General features: G+C 61.4%; 10 protein-coding genes and 1 tRNA gene. 2 read left to right on the top strand and 9 right to left on the bottom strand.

All coding sequences use genetic code 11. The annotated features are described in order from the left end of the window. Nucleotides 1-24: 24 nt before the first annotated feature. On the bottom strand, nt 25-1,566 hold the full coding sequence (locus N3J91_06375) for an insulinase family protein (protein ID MCX8156053.1): 1,542 nt from the start codon (nt 1,564-1,566) through the stop codon (nt 25-27). Between the two features lie 174 nt (nt 1,567-1,740). Here N3J91_06375 and N3J91_06370 point away from each other — a divergent pair, with 174 nt between their 5' ends. After that, a complete protein-coding gene (locus N3J91_06370; protein ID MCX8156052.1) occupies nt 1,741-3,120 on the top strand; it encodes a PQQ-like beta-propeller repeat protein in 1,380 nt (459 codons plus the stop codon). Between the two features lie 70 nt (nt 3,121-3,190). Here the strand turns inward: N3J91_06370 and N3J91_06365 are convergent, their stop codons facing one another. Next, nucleotides 3,191-4,978: an alpha-L-fucosidase gene (locus tag N3J91_06365; GenBank protein ID MCX8156051.1), complete on the bottom strand. Its 1,788-nt coding sequence runs from the start codon at nt 4,976-4,978 to the stop codon at nt 3,191-3,193. A gap of 942 nt (nt 4,979-5,920) precedes the next feature. Further along, a complete protein-coding gene (locus N3J91_06360) occupies nt 5,921-8,944 on the bottom strand; it encodes an RNA-directed DNA polymerase (GenBank protein MCX8156050.1) in 3,024 nt (1,007 codons plus the stop codon). A 550-nt stretch (nt 8,945-9,494) separates the two neighbouring features. Here N3J91_06360 and N3J91_06355 point away from each other — a divergent pair. Next, nucleotides 9,495-11,255: an AIPR family protein gene (locus tag N3J91_06355; protein MCX8156049.1), complete on the top strand. Its 1,761-nt coding sequence runs from the start codon at nt 9,495-9,497 to the stop codon at nt 11,253-11,255. Here the strand turns inward: N3J91_06355 and N3J91_06350 are convergent. The 6 genes from N3J91_06350 to N3J91_06325 form a co-directional block, all read right to left on the bottom strand. Continuing rightward, nucleotides 11,194-11,502: a TetR/AcrR family transcriptional regulator gene (locus N3J91_06350; protein ID MCX8156048.1), complete on the bottom strand. Its 309-nt coding sequence runs from the start codon at nt 11,500-11,502 to the stop codon at nt 11,194-11,196. The genes N3J91_06355 and N3J91_06350 overlap by 62 nt on opposite strands. A gap of 96 nt (nt 11,503-11,598) precedes the next feature. Continuing rightward, nucleotides 11,599-12,978, bottom strand: a complete 1,380-nt coding sequence (locus tag N3J91_06345; GenBank protein MCX8156047.1) for a hypothetical protein — start codon at nt 12,976-12,978, stop codon at nt 11,599-11,601. Between the two features lie 30 nt (nt 12,979-13,008). Beyond that, nucleotides 13,009-13,083, bottom strand: a tRNA-Cys gene (locus tag N3J91_06340). 101 nt (nt 13,084-13,184) lie between these two features. Beyond that, the gene (locus tag N3J91_06335; protein ID MCX8156046.1) at nt 13,185-15,701 is read right to left on the bottom strand and encodes a hypothetical protein; all 2,517 of its coding nucleotides are present in this window, start codon (nt 15,699-15,701) and stop codon (nt 13,185-13,187) included. 183 nt (nt 15,702-15,884) lie between these two features. After that, nucleotides 15,885-16,997 carry a DNA polymerase III subunit beta gene (dnaN, locus tag N3J91_06330; protein MCX8156045.1) on the bottom strand — a complete coding sequence of 371 codons (1,113 nt, stop codon included), beginning with the start codon at nt 16,995-16,997 and terminating at the stop codon, nt 15,885-15,887. 205 nt (nt 16,998-17,202) lie between these two features. Next, nucleotides 17,203-18,368 (bottom strand): cysteine desulfurase (locus N3J91_06325; protein ID MCX8156044.1); only part of this gene is annotated, 1,166 nt, incomplete at its 5' end.

Below are 18,368 nucleotides of genomic sequence, written 5' to 3'. Positions count from 1 at the left end.
TTTTGGTGCTCTGCCTGGTTAGTGTTATTTCACCGCCGCGGTGGCGGCCGCCGCCGGCGCGGCCTTGCGATGGTACAGGGCCACGGTGCGGTTTTCGCGCGTGAGGTATTTTTGCGCCACGCGCTGGATGTCGGCGGCGGTGACGGCCTGAATCTTGGCTCCGGCTTCGTTGATTTCGCGCCAGTCGCCCAGGCCGTCATTGAAGATCAACTGGAACAAGATGGCGGTGTTGGAGGTCAGTTTGCGATACTCGGCGGCGGCGAAGTTGTTTTTGACCTTCTGCAGCTCGTCCGCCGGCACCTGGCGGGTTTTCAATTCGTCCAGGACCTCGTAGAGGGCCTGCTCCAGCTCGGCGGGGGTGCGCGGCTCGCGGACTTCGGCGCTGAGGCCGAACAAACCGCCCCACTTCATGGAGTCCTGGGCGGCCTGGGCACTGGTGGCGAGCTGGCGCTCGAGGACCAGGCGTTTGTAGAGCCGGCCGGTGCGGCCGTTGAGCACCTGGGCCAGCACCTGGAGGGCGTAGCTGTCGCGATGCTGGAAGGGCACGCTCTGCCAGACCACGTCCACGCGGGGGTTGGTGTCGGCCTCGGCCAGGAGGCGCTGCTCCGCCGGCTGGGGGGGCTCGAGGGTGATGACCTCCGGGGCCGGCTGGGGGCCGCGGGGGATGCGCCCGAAATACCGCTCGGCCAGCGCGAGGGCGGTGTCGGGCTGGAAGTCGCCGACGAGGATGGCGGTGAGGTTTTGGGGGGCGTAGTAGGTGGCATAGAAGGCGTCGGCCTCGGCCTTGGAGATGGAGGCGACATCCGAGGGCCAGCCGATGACCGGCCAGTGATAGGGGTGGGCCTTCCAGACCATGGCTTCGAAGGCCTCCTCAAATTTGCCGAGCGGGGTGGCTTCCACGCGGAGGCGGCGCTCCTCATAGACGACATCGCGCTCGGCGTAAAACTCGCGAAACACCGGGCGGTAGAGGCGCTCGGATTCCATCCACATCCAGAGCTCGAGTTTGTTGGCGGGGACGGTGATGAAATAGGCGGTCAAGTCCTTGCTGGTAAAGGCGTTCATGCCGGAGCCGCCCTGGGCGGTGTAGATGCGGTCAAATTCATTTTTCACCAGCAGCTCGCGTTGCTGGCGGATAAGCTCCTGGAAACGCTGGTTCAACTCGCGCCAGCGGGGGGTTTGGTGCTCCGGCTTCTGCCAGTCGTCAATCTCGCCCCGGCGGAAGGCGGCGCGCACGCGGGCCTCCTCGACGCGCATGGCCTCCCGGATGCGGTCCTGCTCGGCCATGATCTGGCGGTCTTTTTCGGGGTCTTTGGTGCCGATGGTGGGCGTGCCCTTGAACATCATGTGCTCGAAGAGATGCGCGATGCCCGTGATGCCGGGGCGCTCGTTGGCGCTGCCCACGTGCGCCACCCAGCCGCCGGCGATGGTCGGCTCGTCCGTCCGCACCACCATGAGCAGGCGCATGCCGTTGCTGAGCGTTTTTTCGATGACCGGCACCTGTTGCGCCGCGGCGGGCAGGAGCCACAACAGGGCCGCGAGCGACCCGAGTTTGCAGGCAGTTTGCATAAGCAGTCGCCGCAATATAGACGCGGGAGCGGGGAGTGACAATGCCCAAGGCCCCGCCCCCCCGCCCGGATCCCCTGCCCCGCGCGGCCCAAGCCGGCCGGCCGGCGGCCCTGGCGTTAGGCTGTAACCAATCCGGCGGTTTGGGCGTCTAGGGCGGTGTCACGATGGCCGGGTGTGCCATCGGCTATTAACCTGGTGAATCTCATGATGCATTATTCGTCGTCCCTCCTGGCTCTGCTTACCGCCGCGGCCTGCGCCAGTTTTGTCGGCGCCGAGGACTGGCCGCAATGGCAGGGTCCCCAGCGCAACAATCTCTCCAAGGAAACCGGCCTGCTCAAAGAATGGCCCAAGGAGGGCCCGCCGCTGGCCTGGAAAGCCACCGGCCTGGGCGGGGGCGACAGCACCCCCTCCGTTGCGGCCGGCCGCATCTACGGCATGGCCAACCGCGGCGAGGACGAGGTGGTCTGGGCGTTGAACGAAAAGGACGGCAAGGAAATCTGGGCGGCCCGCCTGGGCCCGGCGTACAATCAGCGGATGACCCAGAGCCGCGAAGGCCCCGCCTGCACCCCCACGGTGGACGGCAACCGGCTGTATGTGGTGGGCCTGGGGGGCGAGGTGGCCTGCCTGCAAACCAGCGACGGCAAAATCCTCTGGCAGCGCAGCCTCACGCGCGATTTTGGCGGGCGCGTGCCGGCGTGGAGCTATCGTGAGTCCCCGCTGGTGGATGGCGACAAAGTCATCGTCACGCCCGGCGCGCCGGACGCCATGCTGGTGGCGCTCAACAAAATGACGGGCGAAACGCTCTGGAAAACCACGGTGCCCCAGAGCACCAATCCCCCGCCGGCGGAGGGCGGCCCGCCCGGCCCGGGCGGCGGGCGGCGGGGCGGCATGGGCGGCGGGGGGGCGGCCTATGCCTCGGCCATTGCCATTGAGGTGGAGGGCCAGCGGCAGTATGTGCAGTTCACCGCGCGGGGCGTGATTGGCGTGGCGGCGGCGGACGGCAAACTGCTGTGGCGCTATGACAAGCCGGCCAACGGCATGGGCATCAACTGCTCCACGCCCATTTACCAGGACGGGCTGGTCTTCGCCGCCTCCGCTTACGGCGCCGGCGGCGGGGCGGTGAAACTGAGCAAAGATGCCGCCGGCAACTGGACGGCCGAAGAAGTGTATTTCACCCGGCGGATGCAAAATCATCATGGCGGCATGGTGGTGCTGGACGGCTGCCTGTACGGGGCCAACGGCGGCAACGAGGGCGGTTACCTGGCCTGTTTGAACTTCAAAACCGGTGAGGTGCTGTGGGATGCGCGCGATCTGCCGGAGCGCCCCGCCCCCAAAGGGTCGGTGGCCTATGCGGACGGCCGCATCTACTACCGCACCGAGCGCGGCACGGTGCTGTTGATTGAGCCGAATGCCAAAGAGTACCGCGAGCGCGGGCGTTTTGAGCAGCCGGACCGCACGCGGCTGCCGGCGTGGGCGCATCCGGTGATTGCCAACGGCAAGCTCTACCTCCGGGATCAGGAGACGCTCTACTGCTACGACATCCAGGCGAAGTAACGCCGGCCCGAAGGGGCAACTGGCGTTGGATCGGCGTGATGCCTGCCGTACCTTTGCCCGCTCGGGGGGGTTAGGGGAGGGGGATGAGTTTGACGGCGCGGAGGTTCATGAGGGCTTGGCCCTGTTTTTTGAGGGGCTGGAGGGTGAAGGTGACGGGGCCGGCGGTTTCGAGGGTGAGGCGGCCGATGCGGGTGGTGACAAAATCGGTCCAATCCTGGGTGGGCGCGACGGTGGCCTCCAGTTTTTGGTTGCCGGCGGTGAGGGCGAACTGGCCGCCGTTGTTGGGGGCGCAGGCGTAGTGCAGCTCGACGGCGAAGGCGCCGGGCCGGGTGATTTTGGCCGTCCATTCCACGCGGTCCTGGGGGTTGGTCCAAAAGCCGATGTTGGGCACGCCGCCGGCCTTGGTCTCGAGCCGGGCGGTGCGGCCGACAATTTCGGCGTCGTCGGCTTTCAGGGTGAGGGTGCCGTCGGCCGCCTGGGTGAGGGGAGGGGCCAGGGCGGTGACCTGCGGCGGGCCGGTGATTTCGAGCACCACGACCGAGGCGTGGGGATCGGGTGCGGCGGCGGGCACGCTCACCAGCAGGCCGCCGGTGTCTGCCGGGCCGGGGGCGACGGCCAGGGCGGTTTGGCGGTGGGCCAGGAGGTAGGCGCGGGTGACTTGATTGGCGAGGGGCACCAGCAGGCGGCCGTCGTTGGGCCAGTCGAAGACGTGCAGGTAGAGCTTGCCGGGTTTTTGGGTGCAGCGGCCCCAGGGGAGTTTTTTGAAGGGGCTGGCGGTGGTGCCGTAAATGGCCTCGCCGTTGAGCTTCATCCAGGCGCCCATCTCGGCGAGGCGTTGCACGCAGGGTTCCGGGAAGGTGCCCTCGGCGGTGGGGCCGATGTTGAGGAGGTAGTTGCCGCCTTTGCTGGCGCAGTCAATCAGGTTGCGGAGGAGGGTGCGGGTGGATTTCCAGTTTTGATCGTGTTTGTTGTAGCCCCAATGGTTGTTCATGGTCATGCACGATTCCCAGTCCACGCCGGGGCCGAAGCCGGTGGGGGGGATTTCCTGCTCGGGGGTGCCGTAATCGCCGACGCCCTGGCCCTGGTCCATGCCGCTCATGCCGGCGCGGCCCTTGCCGACGCGGTTGTTGACGATGATGCGGGGTTGCAGGCTGCGCACGTAGTTGTAAAGGTCCACGCCGCGCTCGTGGGTCCAGGGGCTTTCCCATTCGCCGTCGAACCACAAGATGCCGATGGGGCCGTAGCGGGTGAGGAGTTCCTTGAGCTGGCCTTTCATGAAGGCCACGTAGCGGTCCATGTCGGGCGTGCCGGTGGCGAGGTCATGATATTTGCGGCGCGTGCCCCAGTCGGGGTGGTGCCAGTCCATGATGGAATAGTAGAAGCAGAGCACGAGGCCCGCGTCTTTGCAGGCCGCGGCCAGTTCCTGCAGCGGATCGCGCGGGAAGGGGGTGCGCTTGATGCACCAGTCGGTAAGCTCGGAGCGAAAGAGGCCGAAGCCGTCGTGGTGCTTGCTGGTGATGACGAGGTAGCGCATGCCGGCCTCTTTGGCCATGCGGACCCATTGGCGGGCGTCGAATTTCACGGGGTTGAACTGCTGCGCGAATTGCTCGTACTGGGAGACCGGCATTTTGGTTTCCTCCAGAAACCATTCGCCGTAGTGGGTTTTGCCCTGCCATTCGCCGGCGGGCACGGCGTAAACGCCCCAGTGGATGAACATGCCGAAGCGGGCCTCGCGGAACCAGGCCATGCGGGCGTCGCGCTCGGCGGGGGTTTCCTGACGGAAATCTTTGGTGGGGGTTTGCGCGGCCAGTGTCCCGGCCAGCGCGAGGACGAGCGGGAGGAGCGTGCGGTAGATCATGCCGGCATCTTACGCGCGTGCGCCGCCGGGGGCAAGCGGGCGATGCGCCGGGGGGAATGCAGGGGCGCGGCGGGGGGACGGGCCGCCCGTGGATTATTCTTGGCGGAGGGCTTCGATGGGGTCCAGGCGGGCGGCTTTGCAGGCCGGGACGAAGCCGAAGATCACGCCCACGGCGGCAGGAGGTTAACCCAATTCTTGCGCTGACTTTAATTTAAGATGACCCGGTTGAACGGGGCAAGGAAACTACAAGGGGCAATCTCGAAGAGCGGAATGGCCCGTCCATACGGAGCCTCTATCATTAAGCCTGATGACCTGAAGGCTTTGCGCCTTCATCAATCTCGTTGATGCTCCTTCCCAGGTGCTTTCAGTAAGAGCTGTAGGTGCCTTGATTTGGGTTGTCAAATGCGATGATCGGTCCCTTGTCAAGTAGCCGATCTATCACAACATCTAGAAGCAGAGCCATGGCGCTGGCTGGAGTGGCCGGTGCTTTGGCGGAAAACTCATTATTATTCATGCCACGGATTCCGCAATGAGCCGCATCTTTACCCCTGGAGCGGCCTTGTATTTTGCGCTGAAGGCGGCCGCTACGGCTTGCCTTAGGGTTTGGATGAGCTTCTATTTAACTTCAGAAGCATCGCCTTGTAATTGTGTGGGTAATGTCTCATGTGTCGCCAACGTCCTGCGCTTGCTGTTCAATTCGTGGGCTGTCCTCGATGTGGCCTTCCTTAACCCGTTGTTTCCGAGCAGTACTGAGACCGTCCTTGATGCAATGGCGACTCAATTATTTAGGCCTATTTTCCCGCTAGAAGAAAAAGATTGAAGCTTTGCTCAAAAGTAGTGTCGAATCCAGGCATCCAAGCGCCCGTTGCGAGAAGTCTTGACTACGACTTTGGGGCGTTTATCACTGTTTCAATGAGGATTCGCAATGCCTGTTCTTGTATTTTACCCATTCAATGACGGGGGACTTTGACGAAAAGGCGCCAATTCAAACCCGGAAGGCACCGGCTTAAAAGGTTTATCAGGTGACCGCGCCTGTGACTGAAACTCTCGCAATGCGGGCACATCCAATTCACCAACAACAAAGTAGTCGGTTACCCCCCCCTTGAGGCGCACCAGGTCCCGGTTGTGATCCTCTTTTGCTGGCGCTCTGATGCGGCAATCACCGTAGGCACGATTGTTGACCTGAACTACGTAGCAATGGACATCCAAGGCGGCAGCCTCGACCAAAGACGCAAACGTCTTGGTATCTTGATTCCACTCGGCGACGAAGATGGCGTCAACATTCCCACGGAAACGCAACCGGTTCTGCATGTCCGTAAGCTCGCTGCACACCAGAAGGCCAAAAGCACAGAGCCCATGTTGAATCACAGGCTTCTGAATCGCCCCCATTGGAGCGAGCCGCAGACGGGCCTGCTGCCACAACTCTCTTTCTTCGTGCAGAGCGGCTTCCTCTTTTTCTTGCCAGTATATGACGCTCGAGCGGTATCCCAGAACGTCGGTCACGAGGGAGGCCCACACCTGATTCGAGACGAGGCTATGGCCGTGGTGCTCATACTCAAGTCCGGCGATTACTGAAATCCCACTCTTGGCCAGCTTATAGGCAATCCGCCCAAACCAGTTCCTAGGAATGGACAGCTCTGGAAAAATAATGTAGTGGGGCTTCTTGGGGTGTCGCAAAATATCGTTAACCAACCGGTTGATCCTAAAATACCTTCTTTTGTCAGGGTCGATCTGACCGCGAACGGATGCCCTCCAGCTTCCCAAGTGGGTCAGCAGGCAAGGCAAAGCAACGAGCGGTTTTGCAGGTGCGTTTTCAACTGGCAAGCGGATTGGGCGGTCACCCTGAATGGTTTTCTGGCCCGTGCCATTGCCAGGCGGTGGACTGATGGCCAGCCCCCTCAACGCCTTCACGAACCGCCACAATATTTGCGGTTTATTAAGCGATTCGGGGATGAGTTGTGTGATCTCGGCAGGGGAGAATGGGCGGGTGGGGAATACCAAGGCCCCCAGGAATGGAGTGCGCTTCAACAAGGGTTGCGCAGCCTCAATAAATGCCTCGATTTCAGCGACGCGCAGTTTCCGTTTCGCCACTACATCAATTTTAATTGGCGGGAACTTTACGCGGGCCTGCGCGGCAAGGGTGCCGCGCTTCATGAGGCTCTCCCGGTAGCTCTGCCTCCCAAGATCATGAAGCCAGAGTTGAAATGCTGCAGATGAAATCTCGCTTTTGGTCATCGCCAGTCGGCCGTCCGCCAGTGCATCCAGTGCCTTCCACAAACGCCAGAGGCTTTTTTTGACGTTCGGAGACGGGCCAAGAGCTTGAAGTACGCTCAAGGCAAAAGCGCGTGCTGTGTATTCAAGGCAGGAAGCAACCGCATTAGTCGGTTCAAAGCGCGTCGTTTGCTTCATGTGCCTCATGACCTGCTGGAACCTGCGAACCAGTTTTACGGCGATGTCGAATTCCCCGCAGGCGACCGACAATCCAAGGAGGCGGGTCAAAAATGGAAAGAAATCAAACACCCCCGGAATTGTGAGAATATGGTTGAAAACCACGTCGAAGAAAGCCTTCCGCTGTTTCTTCCAGGCGCTCGGGGGCAAGTCGCGCTCAATGGCTTCCAAATTCCGCAGCACGAGAGAAAACTCCAATCGGCGAACGCTGACACCGTCGGCTTTGCGGAGATTGTCCACGGCAGCACTGGCGTCTCGACCGGGGCACAAAATGTTTTTTAGCAATTCACCTTCATCGTCCGGTAAATCCGCGAGCATCCGCCATTCGCTGGACGCATCGTTCACCTGCTGCTCGATGCCATCCAGCAAATCGAGTCCAGCCTGCCCGGACAGCAAAAACATCTTCTGTTTGGCCTCCGCAAACTCCATAAGGCTGCGTTCTTTGTCATACACAGGCACGAACCGGTAAGAGTTTCCCGTATCAGCCTTCCGGAGCAGACCCCTGAGACGATCGACGATGAACTGACCCAAAGCGGAACTTGATGAAAATTCCCCGGTGTCCCGGATGACTAGAAACACGTCGTCCACGTAACGCCCATAGTAGATTGGGCTGAGCTCTCGCTTAACGGCACGGTCGAAAGCCAGGAGCGCGACGTTGGCGATAACTTTCGAGGCTGTCAGGCCAACCGGCAGCCCAATGGGGCGCTGGCTGGTTTCAGGCTGTCCAGATGACTGCGCCCAGGTTGCCAAGGCTGTGATCATTTGACGGGTGAAAGTCTTCTGGTCCGCGGAAAGTTTCAGTTTCGCCTCATCCAGAAAATCAGGATCAAGCAGAAACTCAGGGCAAACCCGGTGATAGAACTGCCGGATGTCCATTGTGATGGCGACAACCGACTCTTTGTTTTCCAAAGACTTACGAATAGCAGCCAGGCCGCTAGACCGCCAGTTTTTGTAATCCACCGCATATGGGCGAAAACAACCTGTTGCATACGGATTCAATTCCGGTATTCGATCAGGCGGCAGGTCATTCTCGACTTCCGTATAGCGCCGAAGGCGTGAACCTTTTGCCTCCACCCCTAGGCAGGCATCGTAATATTGGCCCACCTTCATAATCCAGAGGGTCGAAACGATGTGGAAGTCCACTGGGTGTTGGCCGACTAAACGGAATGAGGCCTCCGGCTTATCTTTGTTCTGTTGGCACCACCAGTCCCACCGCTTGTCCGCGTCGGAGCTGAAAAAGTGAGGACAGCTCGTGTCCGCCATAAGTCTTGGGTCTGGTTCAATGGATTTCGGAATGTAAGAGTGTGAACCGATAAAGTTGGTGTTAGTCATCCAAGCCGGCCGGTCGGAACTCAACTGTTTGAGGAGGGAACGGAGATTGCGATCCAGATTGACCTCGTATTTGCAAAAGGGGACTCCGGCGATGTTAACCTTTTCGTAATACACGTCAACTTTGGCCTTCCGGTAGGCCAAATAGAGGTCGGACAGGGTGATGAAGTTAGGGTCTTCCCAGGACATAAATCTTATTCAAGTTGCCGGACGTGGCGTATGCCGCCACGCGGGGACCAACAGGCGGTGGGATGAGACGAATTGGGTGGGACTGGATTCCCTCCGAGAACGCAAACGTCCGCCCGGCACACCATTCGGCGTCCGCCATTCGCATCAACTAGACAGTCTCGCGCAAATGAGTCCAAGTGCCATGCTATGCAAGCCAGCGCGAGGACGAGCGGGAGGAGCGTGCGGTAGATCATGCCGGCATCTTACGCGCCTGCGCCGCCGGGGGCAAGCGGGCGATGCGCCGGGGGGAATGCAGGGGCGCGGCGGGGGGAAATTGACGGACTTGACCCCACCAAGGCTACATTAGATAATGCGCCACACTAAACTACCCATTGGCTGCTGTGCAGCGTTGGGCCGATGAACCCATGTGCAACCCACCAGACTGCAAGCTACGCCGGCATGGCCGCAAAGCCAAGCGGGGCATGGCCAAGCCCTGGCCCGGTTCCTGGATGTTCGGGACGCAGCAAAGCTTGCATAACCATGTGGGGGAGGAACTAGAAAGGATTGCTGAATGATCACCGAAAAGATGCTCGATCAAACCTATTCCGACCTGAAGAGCACTTGCGGAGGGAGACGTGAAGACTACTTCGGGCTCCTGGTGCTAGAGCGTGATTACAAGGTGCCGCGTGAGCAGGCCCTGAATCAGGTGGCTTTTGGGGGAAATGATTACGGGGTGGACGGATTCCACTTTGATCCCGAAAGAAAGAACCTCTATTTGTTTCAGTTTAAATACACCAAATCGCACGCGCAATTCAAAGCCTCCATGCAACGATTGATTGATGAGGGGATGGAGGTGATCTTTCTTAACCCGCAAAAAGCAAATCCCGCCAAGAATCAGATACTCCTGCAACTTCGCAGTTGCATGCTGGAGAACCGAGAAGCCATCAAGCAGGTGTGCCTGCGATTTATTTATCTTGGGGATCCCGCAGAAGCCGACAAAAGCCCGTTGCTTGATCATCTCCGCGAGGATTTGGAAAACAAAAAATACCTTATTGACAAGTTTTTCGAGGGCCGACAGGTCAGTTTTCTGGTCGAGTTCCGTTCGGTTACCGGCAAAATCGGCGCAGTGGAAGACCACACCCATGCGCGGGTGTATCAAATCCCTATCACAGATTTGATCGAACGTCCCGGCCCCGGAGGTGAGCAGATGTTTGTGGGGTTTATACGTCTGACGGACCTGCATGCGATGTACCGCGACATGGGAGCGCGTTTTTTTGAACGCAACATCCGTTATGGGCTGGGGCTGAACCGCTCGGTCAACCGGGCACTCATGCGCGCCTTCAAGCAAATTGCGATGGATGGCGAATCCCCGTTGATTTTTGCCTTCAACCACAACGGCATCACGCTTGCCGCCGAGCAGTTGGAAAAGCTGGACGGGCAGTGCCATATTACCTCTCCCCGCCTGCTTAACGGCGCTCAAACCGTGACCACTTTCGATGATTTCATGAGGAACAATGTTGAGAACCCTCTGCTTAAGCAACGGCAGGCGGCCATGGAAGAAGTGCGCGTGCTGTGTAAAATCATCACCAAGGCCACCGCCGATTTTATTACGGGCGTCACCATCAACAACAACCGGCAGAATCCGGTCGAACCATGGAACCTGCGAGCCAATGACATGATTCAGCTTCAGTTGCAGGAGAAATTCAAAGAAGATTTGGGCATCTTTTACGAGCGCCAGGAAAACGCGTTTGAAGCTTTGGATGATCTCGATGACGAAGGCATCACGGAAAGCAAGCCCATTCAAATCCGCTTGCTGGCGCAAACCTTTCTCGTCACCGATGGCGAGGTGGACAAAACCAACAGCATTTCCGAGGTCTTTGAGGAAGATCGCATCTACAACCTGGCTTTCAACGAGGCACGCCTGCGGGCTGACACCCGGCACATCGTGCTCTGCTACAAGATCCATTACCGCCTCCGCCGCCTGATGAGCGACATTGTCGAAAAAGGACCCAACCGTTACAGCTACATCAGCCGCGCCCGCGGGCTGTTGTGGGCGCTGCTATGCCAGGGAGTGCTCAATGAATCCAACCTCCCCGATTTGGCCGAGAAATATGGAACGAGCCTGAGTGTGGAGGCGGATTATGTTGCCAGGCTCAGTTACCTGGCGACTGCTCGGTGTCGGATGCTGATGAGCTGGTTGATTGACTGCAAGGAATACCGTGACCGCGTGGCGGAGGGCAATTTTGCGTTTCTGCGCACCAATGCCGCTTTCAGCAAATGCATGGAGCGGGCCTACACGCAATGGCGTTGGGTGCATAAAAAACTGCGCTAGGTGCCGTCCTCCCCGCCGAATTATTATGGCGGAGGGCTTCGATGGGGTCCAGGCGGGCAGCCGCGCTGGGCCCTAGCCCCCGCTCGAAGACGGCTTCTGGCAGCCGGTCTTTGCTGCTGAAGTGATAATTGATGGCTTCCAGGTTGGCGCCTGCCGCGGCGGTGATGTCGCGGAAGGACACTGCATCCACCCCGCGTTCGGCCAGCAGCCGCTCGGCGGCGTCGAGTCCTACGTATGTAGGGCGTATCTGGGAATATGGGTCATCTTATTTTGGTTTTTCTTCCCGCAGAGGCAGGCCCCCTGCCCTGCCCTGCCCTGCCGTGCCCCGTCCTGCGGGGCGGGGTTATTCGGGGGCGGCCAGTTCGAAGGCCGCCCAGGCGGTGCACCATTGTTTGTCCACCGGACTGTTGCCGTAGGCCTGGTAGGTCCACAGCCGGCCCGGCGCCACCGGGTCCACACAGGTGGAGCTGTAGTGGCTCAAATTGATGGCGGGGTAATCGCCGTAGCGGTAACAGGTGGTGCCGCGCATGGCCAGGACGGGAGGCCGCAGGGTGTGCGGCGGATCGGTGGGCGCGCGCATCAGGACATAGACGGAGGGGTATTCCGTCTCGGAGGTGCGGGTGCAGCCCAGGCCCAGATTGCCCCGGGCGTCCACCGCCAGGGAGGGATGGAGATAGTCGCTGTGGGCATCTTCCACGAAACCCTCCTGGAGCAGCGCGCCGTCGCGCAGGCGGATTTCATACCACAGGATGCCGGGGCGGGAATCCGGGGCGCGCTTGGCGCCGTGGCAGCCGAAGAGGCTGCCCTGGAAAACAAAGGCGCTCTCGAGGCGGCGGTTGCCGCCGCCGGCGCGCAGGCGGGGGCCCGGCGCGGGCTGGACGGCGAGGTTGGTCGCCGGGGTGTAATAGGTGCGGCTGAGGGGAATGGTTTGGGGGGCGGACAGCGCGGCGCGGCCGGCGGACCAGGTGAGGCGGTAGAGAAACAATTGGCGGCAGAGGCCCTCGCTGAATTCATTGATTAGCAGCGCGTGGGGCGCCTCCGGGGGTTTGCGGGGGTCCAAATCCAGCGCGGGCATGAGGGCGAAGATCAAGCCGGTGAAGGTCTGCGCCCGGTGGAGCAGCGGGCCGTCCGGCGCCAGGACATCCTGCTTGGGGATGACGTAGCAGTTCATGCCTTTGCGCCAGTCGGGATCGCCGTTGCAGGAGCAGATGTAGAGCGCGTGTTTATCGAGCCCCATTTTCATGTAGGGATCAATGGGCGGGAGGGGCAGTTTAACGCCCTTCCACGGCCCGGTGGGGTCGGCGCTGGTGGAGACGGCCAGGAAACAGTCGGCCACGGTGGTGCCGGCGGCGCAGGCATACCAGCGCTCGGCGAGCGGGTCATAGAGGATGCGCGGGTCATTGGCCTCGGCCTGGGGCACGAGGGTGTGGGCGGGTTGCACCCGGCGCCAGAACTCGCGGGGCGCAAACCGCTGGACTTCGCGGCCGGTGGCTTTTTCCTGCACCACGAATCCTCCCTCGTCAAAGGCCACCACGTGGCGGGGGCCGACGGCGCCGGCCACATCAATGGTTTGCTTCCACCCCGGGCCGCGGTTGGCCGGGAAGGCGGTCACCACCCGGACGGTGCCGGTGGAGTCTGCCGCGGCGGCGGCCGCCCCGAGGCAGGCCGCCAAGAGGGCGGGCAGGGCCGGGCGACAAATGGGGCGGTTGGAAGGGCGCGACATTGGCGGCGAGAACACCATGCGTATCGGTTTTGGAGGCGAGGGTCGGAATCGAACCGACGAATGGAGCTTTTGCAGAGCTCTGCCTTACCACTTGGCTCCCCCGCCGTTCCGGGCACCCGGAGGGGGTGCGTCCTGAGGGGCAAGTTTATGCACCCGCGCGCGCGGCGCAAGCTTGTTTTTGTGGTTGGTGGGGCGGCCCGGGCAGCTCAGGGGGTGAGGACGCGGTAAAGGCGGGCCCGGTTGGTGGCGGTGAGGTCGCAGTAGGTGTAAGGGGCGGTGTAGGTGAAGTTGGTGAGGGTGATCCAGAGGGCGTCGTGCTCGAGGGTGCGGTATTGCAGGCGGTAGTTCGCGCCGGGGGTGGCGTCGGCGAAGGTGAGGCAGAAGCCGGCGCCGGGGGAGTAGGCGAGGCTGCCGGGGAGGAACCGGCCGCCGGCAGGGGCGGTGGAGGCGGGAGGGGAGTAGTAAAGGACGGGGCCGAGGGAGGTGGTGGCACCGAAGGCCAAGCCGTTGGTGCTCAAGCTGCCGCGGTTGAAGGAGATGGAGAGGATGGCGGCGCCCGCCTGGGGGGCGGTGTTGAGGTAGAGGAGTTCGAGGCCGCCGGGGGTGTAGCGGTATAGGCCCACCAGGGAGCCGTTGAGGGCGTTGAGGTAAAGGCCTGAAGGCTCGACGACGAAAGCGGAGAGGGAGGCCTGGCCGGGGATGCCGGGGAAGAGGGTGGTTTCGTCCAGCACGGTTTGGGGCAGGAGGGAGCCGGCGGGGACTTTGAGGAGGTAGTTGCCGGAGAAGCCGGTGCCGGAGGCCTGGGCGCTGAAGTAGAGGTCGCCGCCGTAGAAGGCCACGGTGTTGAGGCTGGCGAAAACGCGGTTGGTGCGGTCGGGGATGGTGGCGCTGTTGGTGATGATGAGGGAGAGCACCTGGTTGCTGGCGAGGAGCACGGCCATCTGGGAAGGGTTGTTGCCGGGGTAGGCAATGAGGCTCAGGAGGCTGCCCGCGCGGTCAAAAGTGAGGATGCGCAGGTTTTGGGTAGTGCCCGGGAAGAAGGAGGTGGAGTCGAGGAGGGGGTTGATGGCGTTGCCGTTGAACTCGTAGATGCCGGTGAAGTTGTTGGTGCCCGAAGCGCTGAAGGTGAGGTGGGGGCCAACCAACTGGGCGCGCGGGGCGGTGGTGAAGTTGCCGAAAGCGCCGCCGGGGATGGGGGTGTTGTGGTCCACGACTTTGGTGAGGCTGGAGCCGTCGTGGATGAAGAGTCCCCATTCGCCGCCGGCGCCGAGGGCGCGGATAACCAGGCGGGAGGTGTCGGCCGCGAGCAGGTCGAAGGCGGCGAAGGTGTTGGTGCTGCCGGGGAAATTCAGGGAGGTGTTGAGGAGGACGGAAAACTGGCCGTTGCGATAGAGGTAAACGCCGAACTGCCCACCGGCGCCGTTGCCGATGAAGGCGAGGCCATCGCTCCAGAACATGGGCCGGTCAGCGCTGGTGAAGTTGCCGGAGCCGCCGGGGATGGGGGTGTTGGTGCCGACGAGGTTGGTGAGGGCAAGGCGGGAGGGGGGCGGGGGCGTTTCGGTGGCAAGATAGAGAGCCTTGGAGTTGTTGGAAAAGCGGGCGACGAAGGTCAGGAGGCCCTGGTGACCGCAGTTTTGGTTGAGGGTGAAGCTGGCGCTGGAGGAGATGGTGAGGGTGCTGTCAAGGCGCATGCCGCTGGAAATGATGCGGGAGTAGCGATTGCTCTGCCAGAGGAAGAGGCTTTGGCCGCCGATGCCGCCGGCCTGAAACCAAACGCGGCCGTTGTCCACGGCCATTTCATTGAAGGTGGTAAGGGAGCCGGAGAAGCCGGGGTGGGGATCGCCGCGGCGGACCACGGGGACGATGTCGCCGCCGTCGAAGCGGCGCAGGAAGATGCCTTCCTGGAAGTTGGCGGCCGAGCCTCCCTTGAAGGCCACCAGGCCCAGGTGGAGGTCGGGCGGGCTTTGGAAGGTGGAAAATTTCTCGCTGGTGGAGGGGATGGTGTGATTGGACGAGACGAGGAAGTCTTTGACGCCGTTGGCCCAGGTGAAGATGGCGTTCTGATTGGTGGTTAAGGACCAGAACGCCAAGCGGTTGCTTTCGACGGTGAACTGGGCGCTGAAACCGTGCGGCGAGGCAGTGCCGGGGTAGAGCTCGAGTGAGCTGACCAGCCCGGTGCTGACCACGCCGTTCACCAGGCGATGTATGCCGCGGTAGTTGTCGGCTCCGCCTCCGAGGAAGTAGAGCACGCCCTGATCGAGGGCCGGCAAGCCGAAGAAGTTAAAGCGATTGGTGCCGGCGCCGGGGATGGGGTCGCCGTTTTTTACGAGGCGGGTCAGGGTTTGGTTGGTCCAGTGGAAGATGGCGGGGCCGTTGTTGTCGGAGGCCACAAACACTGCCGCTCCGTTTTCGAGCGAGTAAGCATAGAAGGAGATGTCCCGCAGCGTGCCTCCGCCGGGCGAGGCGGTGTTGGTGTCGGCGATTTTCACCAGCATACTGCCGTTGTAGAGGTAGAGGCCGGGCATGCCGGCATTATTGGTGGCGTAAAAGAGAACCTGGCCGTTGTAGAGGAAGGGCTGGCCAATTTCTCTGAAGGTTGTGCCGGGGGCATGGGGGACGGGGGTGGTGAAGTCAGCAATTCTGGAAAGATTTATTTGGGCATTGATTCCAAGGGGCAGCAGGCAAATCCCGAAAAAAACAAAAAAAGCCGGCTTGGCTGACATAGTAGAAAATTTATAGGCGCAAACATAGGATAGTTCCGGTGCGGGGGTTTGTCAAACGAGGGTGGCAGGGCGGGCAGGGATCAAGGCTTGGGCTGTTGAATGAAAGCAGCAGCGCGGTGATAGGATGGCGGCGACGGGCTGGTCGCCGGCCGGCGCTGATGCTGTTGTTGTTGGCGGGGGCGCCTAGGAGAGGCGCATGGGCATGACGACGTAGAGGAAGGGGCCTTTGATGCGGATGACGCCGGGGGCCAGCTCGTCCACGAAGTCAAAGAAGATTTCTTCCTCGCCTTCCAGGGCTTCCAGGGGACTGATCAGGAAGCGGGGGTTGAAGGCGATGGAGAGGGGCTGGCCCTGGTAGTTGACGGCGATCCGCTCTTCGCCTTCGCCGACTTCGGGGCTGTTGGCGGTGATGATGAGGGTGTTGTTGGCGAAGATCAGGCGGACGGAGTTTTGTTTGTCGCTGGTCATGATCTCCGAGCGGCGGAGGGCGTGGAGGAATTCTTCGCGCGGGAGCTGGACGCGGATTTTGGTTTCGGAGGGGATGACCTGGCGGTAGTTGGGATAGATGCCGTCCACCAGTTTGGTGAAGAGGCTGGTGGGAGGCTGGCCTTCGCCGCGGAGGGTGAAGCCGGCGTAGTTTTCGGAGCTCATGATCTCCACCTGCCCTTCCGGGCCCAGGAGCCGGGAGAGTTCATTCACGGCCTTGGTGGGGATGGTGAAATCGGCCTGCATGCCTTCTGGCAGGTCCACTTCTTCTTCGGCGAGCGCGAGGCGGCGTCCGTCGGTGGCGACCATGGTCATTTTGTGATCGCGGAGGCTGAAGTTGATGCCGTTGAGGACGTAGCGCGCTTCGTCAAAGGAGGCGGCGTAGGAGGTGCGCTTGAGCATGGTGAGGACTTTGCTTTGGTCGAGCACCACCTTGCGTTCGTCTTTGAATTTGGGGAGCGGCGGAAATTCTTCGGGGGAGAGGCCGTGGATTTTGTAGAAGGAGGCGCCGACGCGCATGTTGCAGCGGCATTGGTCGTCCACATCGAATTCAATGTCACCGGTGCCCAGTTCGCGGACCAGGCTGAAGAGGCGGCGGGCGGGGAGGGTCACCTGGCCTTTTTTGGGGACATCAGCCGGGACAACGCGCGTGACGGTAACGTCCAAATCCGTGGCGGTTAAATCCAGACGACCAGCATCCGCATGGACCAGCACATTCGACAGAATGGGCAGAGTGGTGCGATGCCCCACAACCCCTTGTAGGGCTGCCAGTCCGTTGAACAGGTTGTCTTTGGTGATCTTGAATTTCATGCGGCTTAATATGCTGATGTCTTAGTAAAACTGAAAGACTAGTATTAAGGCCTGTGGATAAGGCAAACAACTATTGCTGTCAAGCTTCCATCAAGGGGTTGGGCGGGTTCAGTGGCGTGGATAACTGCGTGGTCAAAATTGGGCAACCGGGAAAAAGGGAGGTTGTTGGAGGTATTCACAGGCTGTGCCGGGGGGTTATGGGGGGTTATCCAGAGGTTATGCACCGTTGGAGGACGGCGGGAAAGACTTGTTTGAAGTGAGCCACGTCTTCCGGGGTGTTTTCGCGACCGAGGGAGAGCCGGACGAGCGAGGCGGCCTCGGCGTTGGAAAAGCCCATGCCCAGGAGCACGTGGGAAGGCTGGAGTGCACCGGACATGCAGGCTGCTCCGGCGCTGGCTTGGATGCCTTCGAGATCGAGATTGGCGAGAAGCTCGAGGCTGGAGGCTCCTTTAACGGTAAATGAGAGGGTGTTGGGGAGTGAGTGAGGTGGTTGAATGAGGCGGACGGAGGGAAAGCTAAGCAGATCGTCTTTCAGCTCCTGGACCAAGGAGCGGATTTGGGGAGCGTCGAAGATGGGGGAGGCGGCGAAGAGTTCGAAAGCCTTAACGAGGCCGACGATTTGGGCGAGGTTTTCTGTGCCGGCGCGCATTTCGTTTTCCTGGGGGCCACCCAAGATGAGCGGCAAGGGATGCAGGGGGGAGCGGATGTAGAGGAAGCCGGCGCCTTTGGGGCCGTGCAATTTGTGGGCGCAGCCGGAGACCAGGTCGGCCTGGAAGTCTTGGATGCTGGAAAAAGGCATTTTTCCAAACCACTGGATGGCGTCGGTGTGAAAGAGGATGCCGCGCTCGCGGCAGAAGGAGCCCACTTCGGCCACGGGCTGGAGGGCACCGGTTTCGTTGTTGGCGGCCATGAGGGAGACCAGGATGGTGCCGGGGGTGATGGCTTGGCGGACTGATTGAGGACTGACACATCCATCGGGTTGGGCCGGGATGTAGGTTACGTCGAAGCCCTCATGTTTTTGGAGGAATTGGAAGCACTCCAGGACGGCGTGGTGTTCGATGCGGGAGGTGATGAGATGGCGGCCCTTGGATTTCAAGGCGCGGGCGGTGCCCAGGATGGCGAGGTTGTTGGCCTCGGTGCCACCGGAGGTGAAGACGATTTCCGAGGGTTTGCAATGGAGGAGGGCGGCCAGACGCTCGTGGGCTTCGTCGAGATGCGCCCGGGCTTCCCTGCCCCGCGCATGGATGCTGGAAGGGTTGGCGAAGATTTCCGCAAGGAAAGGCTGCATGGCCGCGAGGACGCTGGCATCCAGCGGTGTGGCGGCGTTGTAATCAAAATAAACTGAACGGGCGGCGGCCATGTGCTGCCTGA

Source organism: Verrucomicrobiia bacterium, assembly GCA_026414565.1.
Taxonomy (GTDB): domain Bacteria; phylum Verrucomicrobiota; class Verrucomicrobiia; order Limisphaerales; family Fontisphaeraceae; genus Fontisphaera.
Note: the sequence above shows the minus strand (reverse complement) of the source record. Positions and strands in the feature narration are given on the sequence as shown.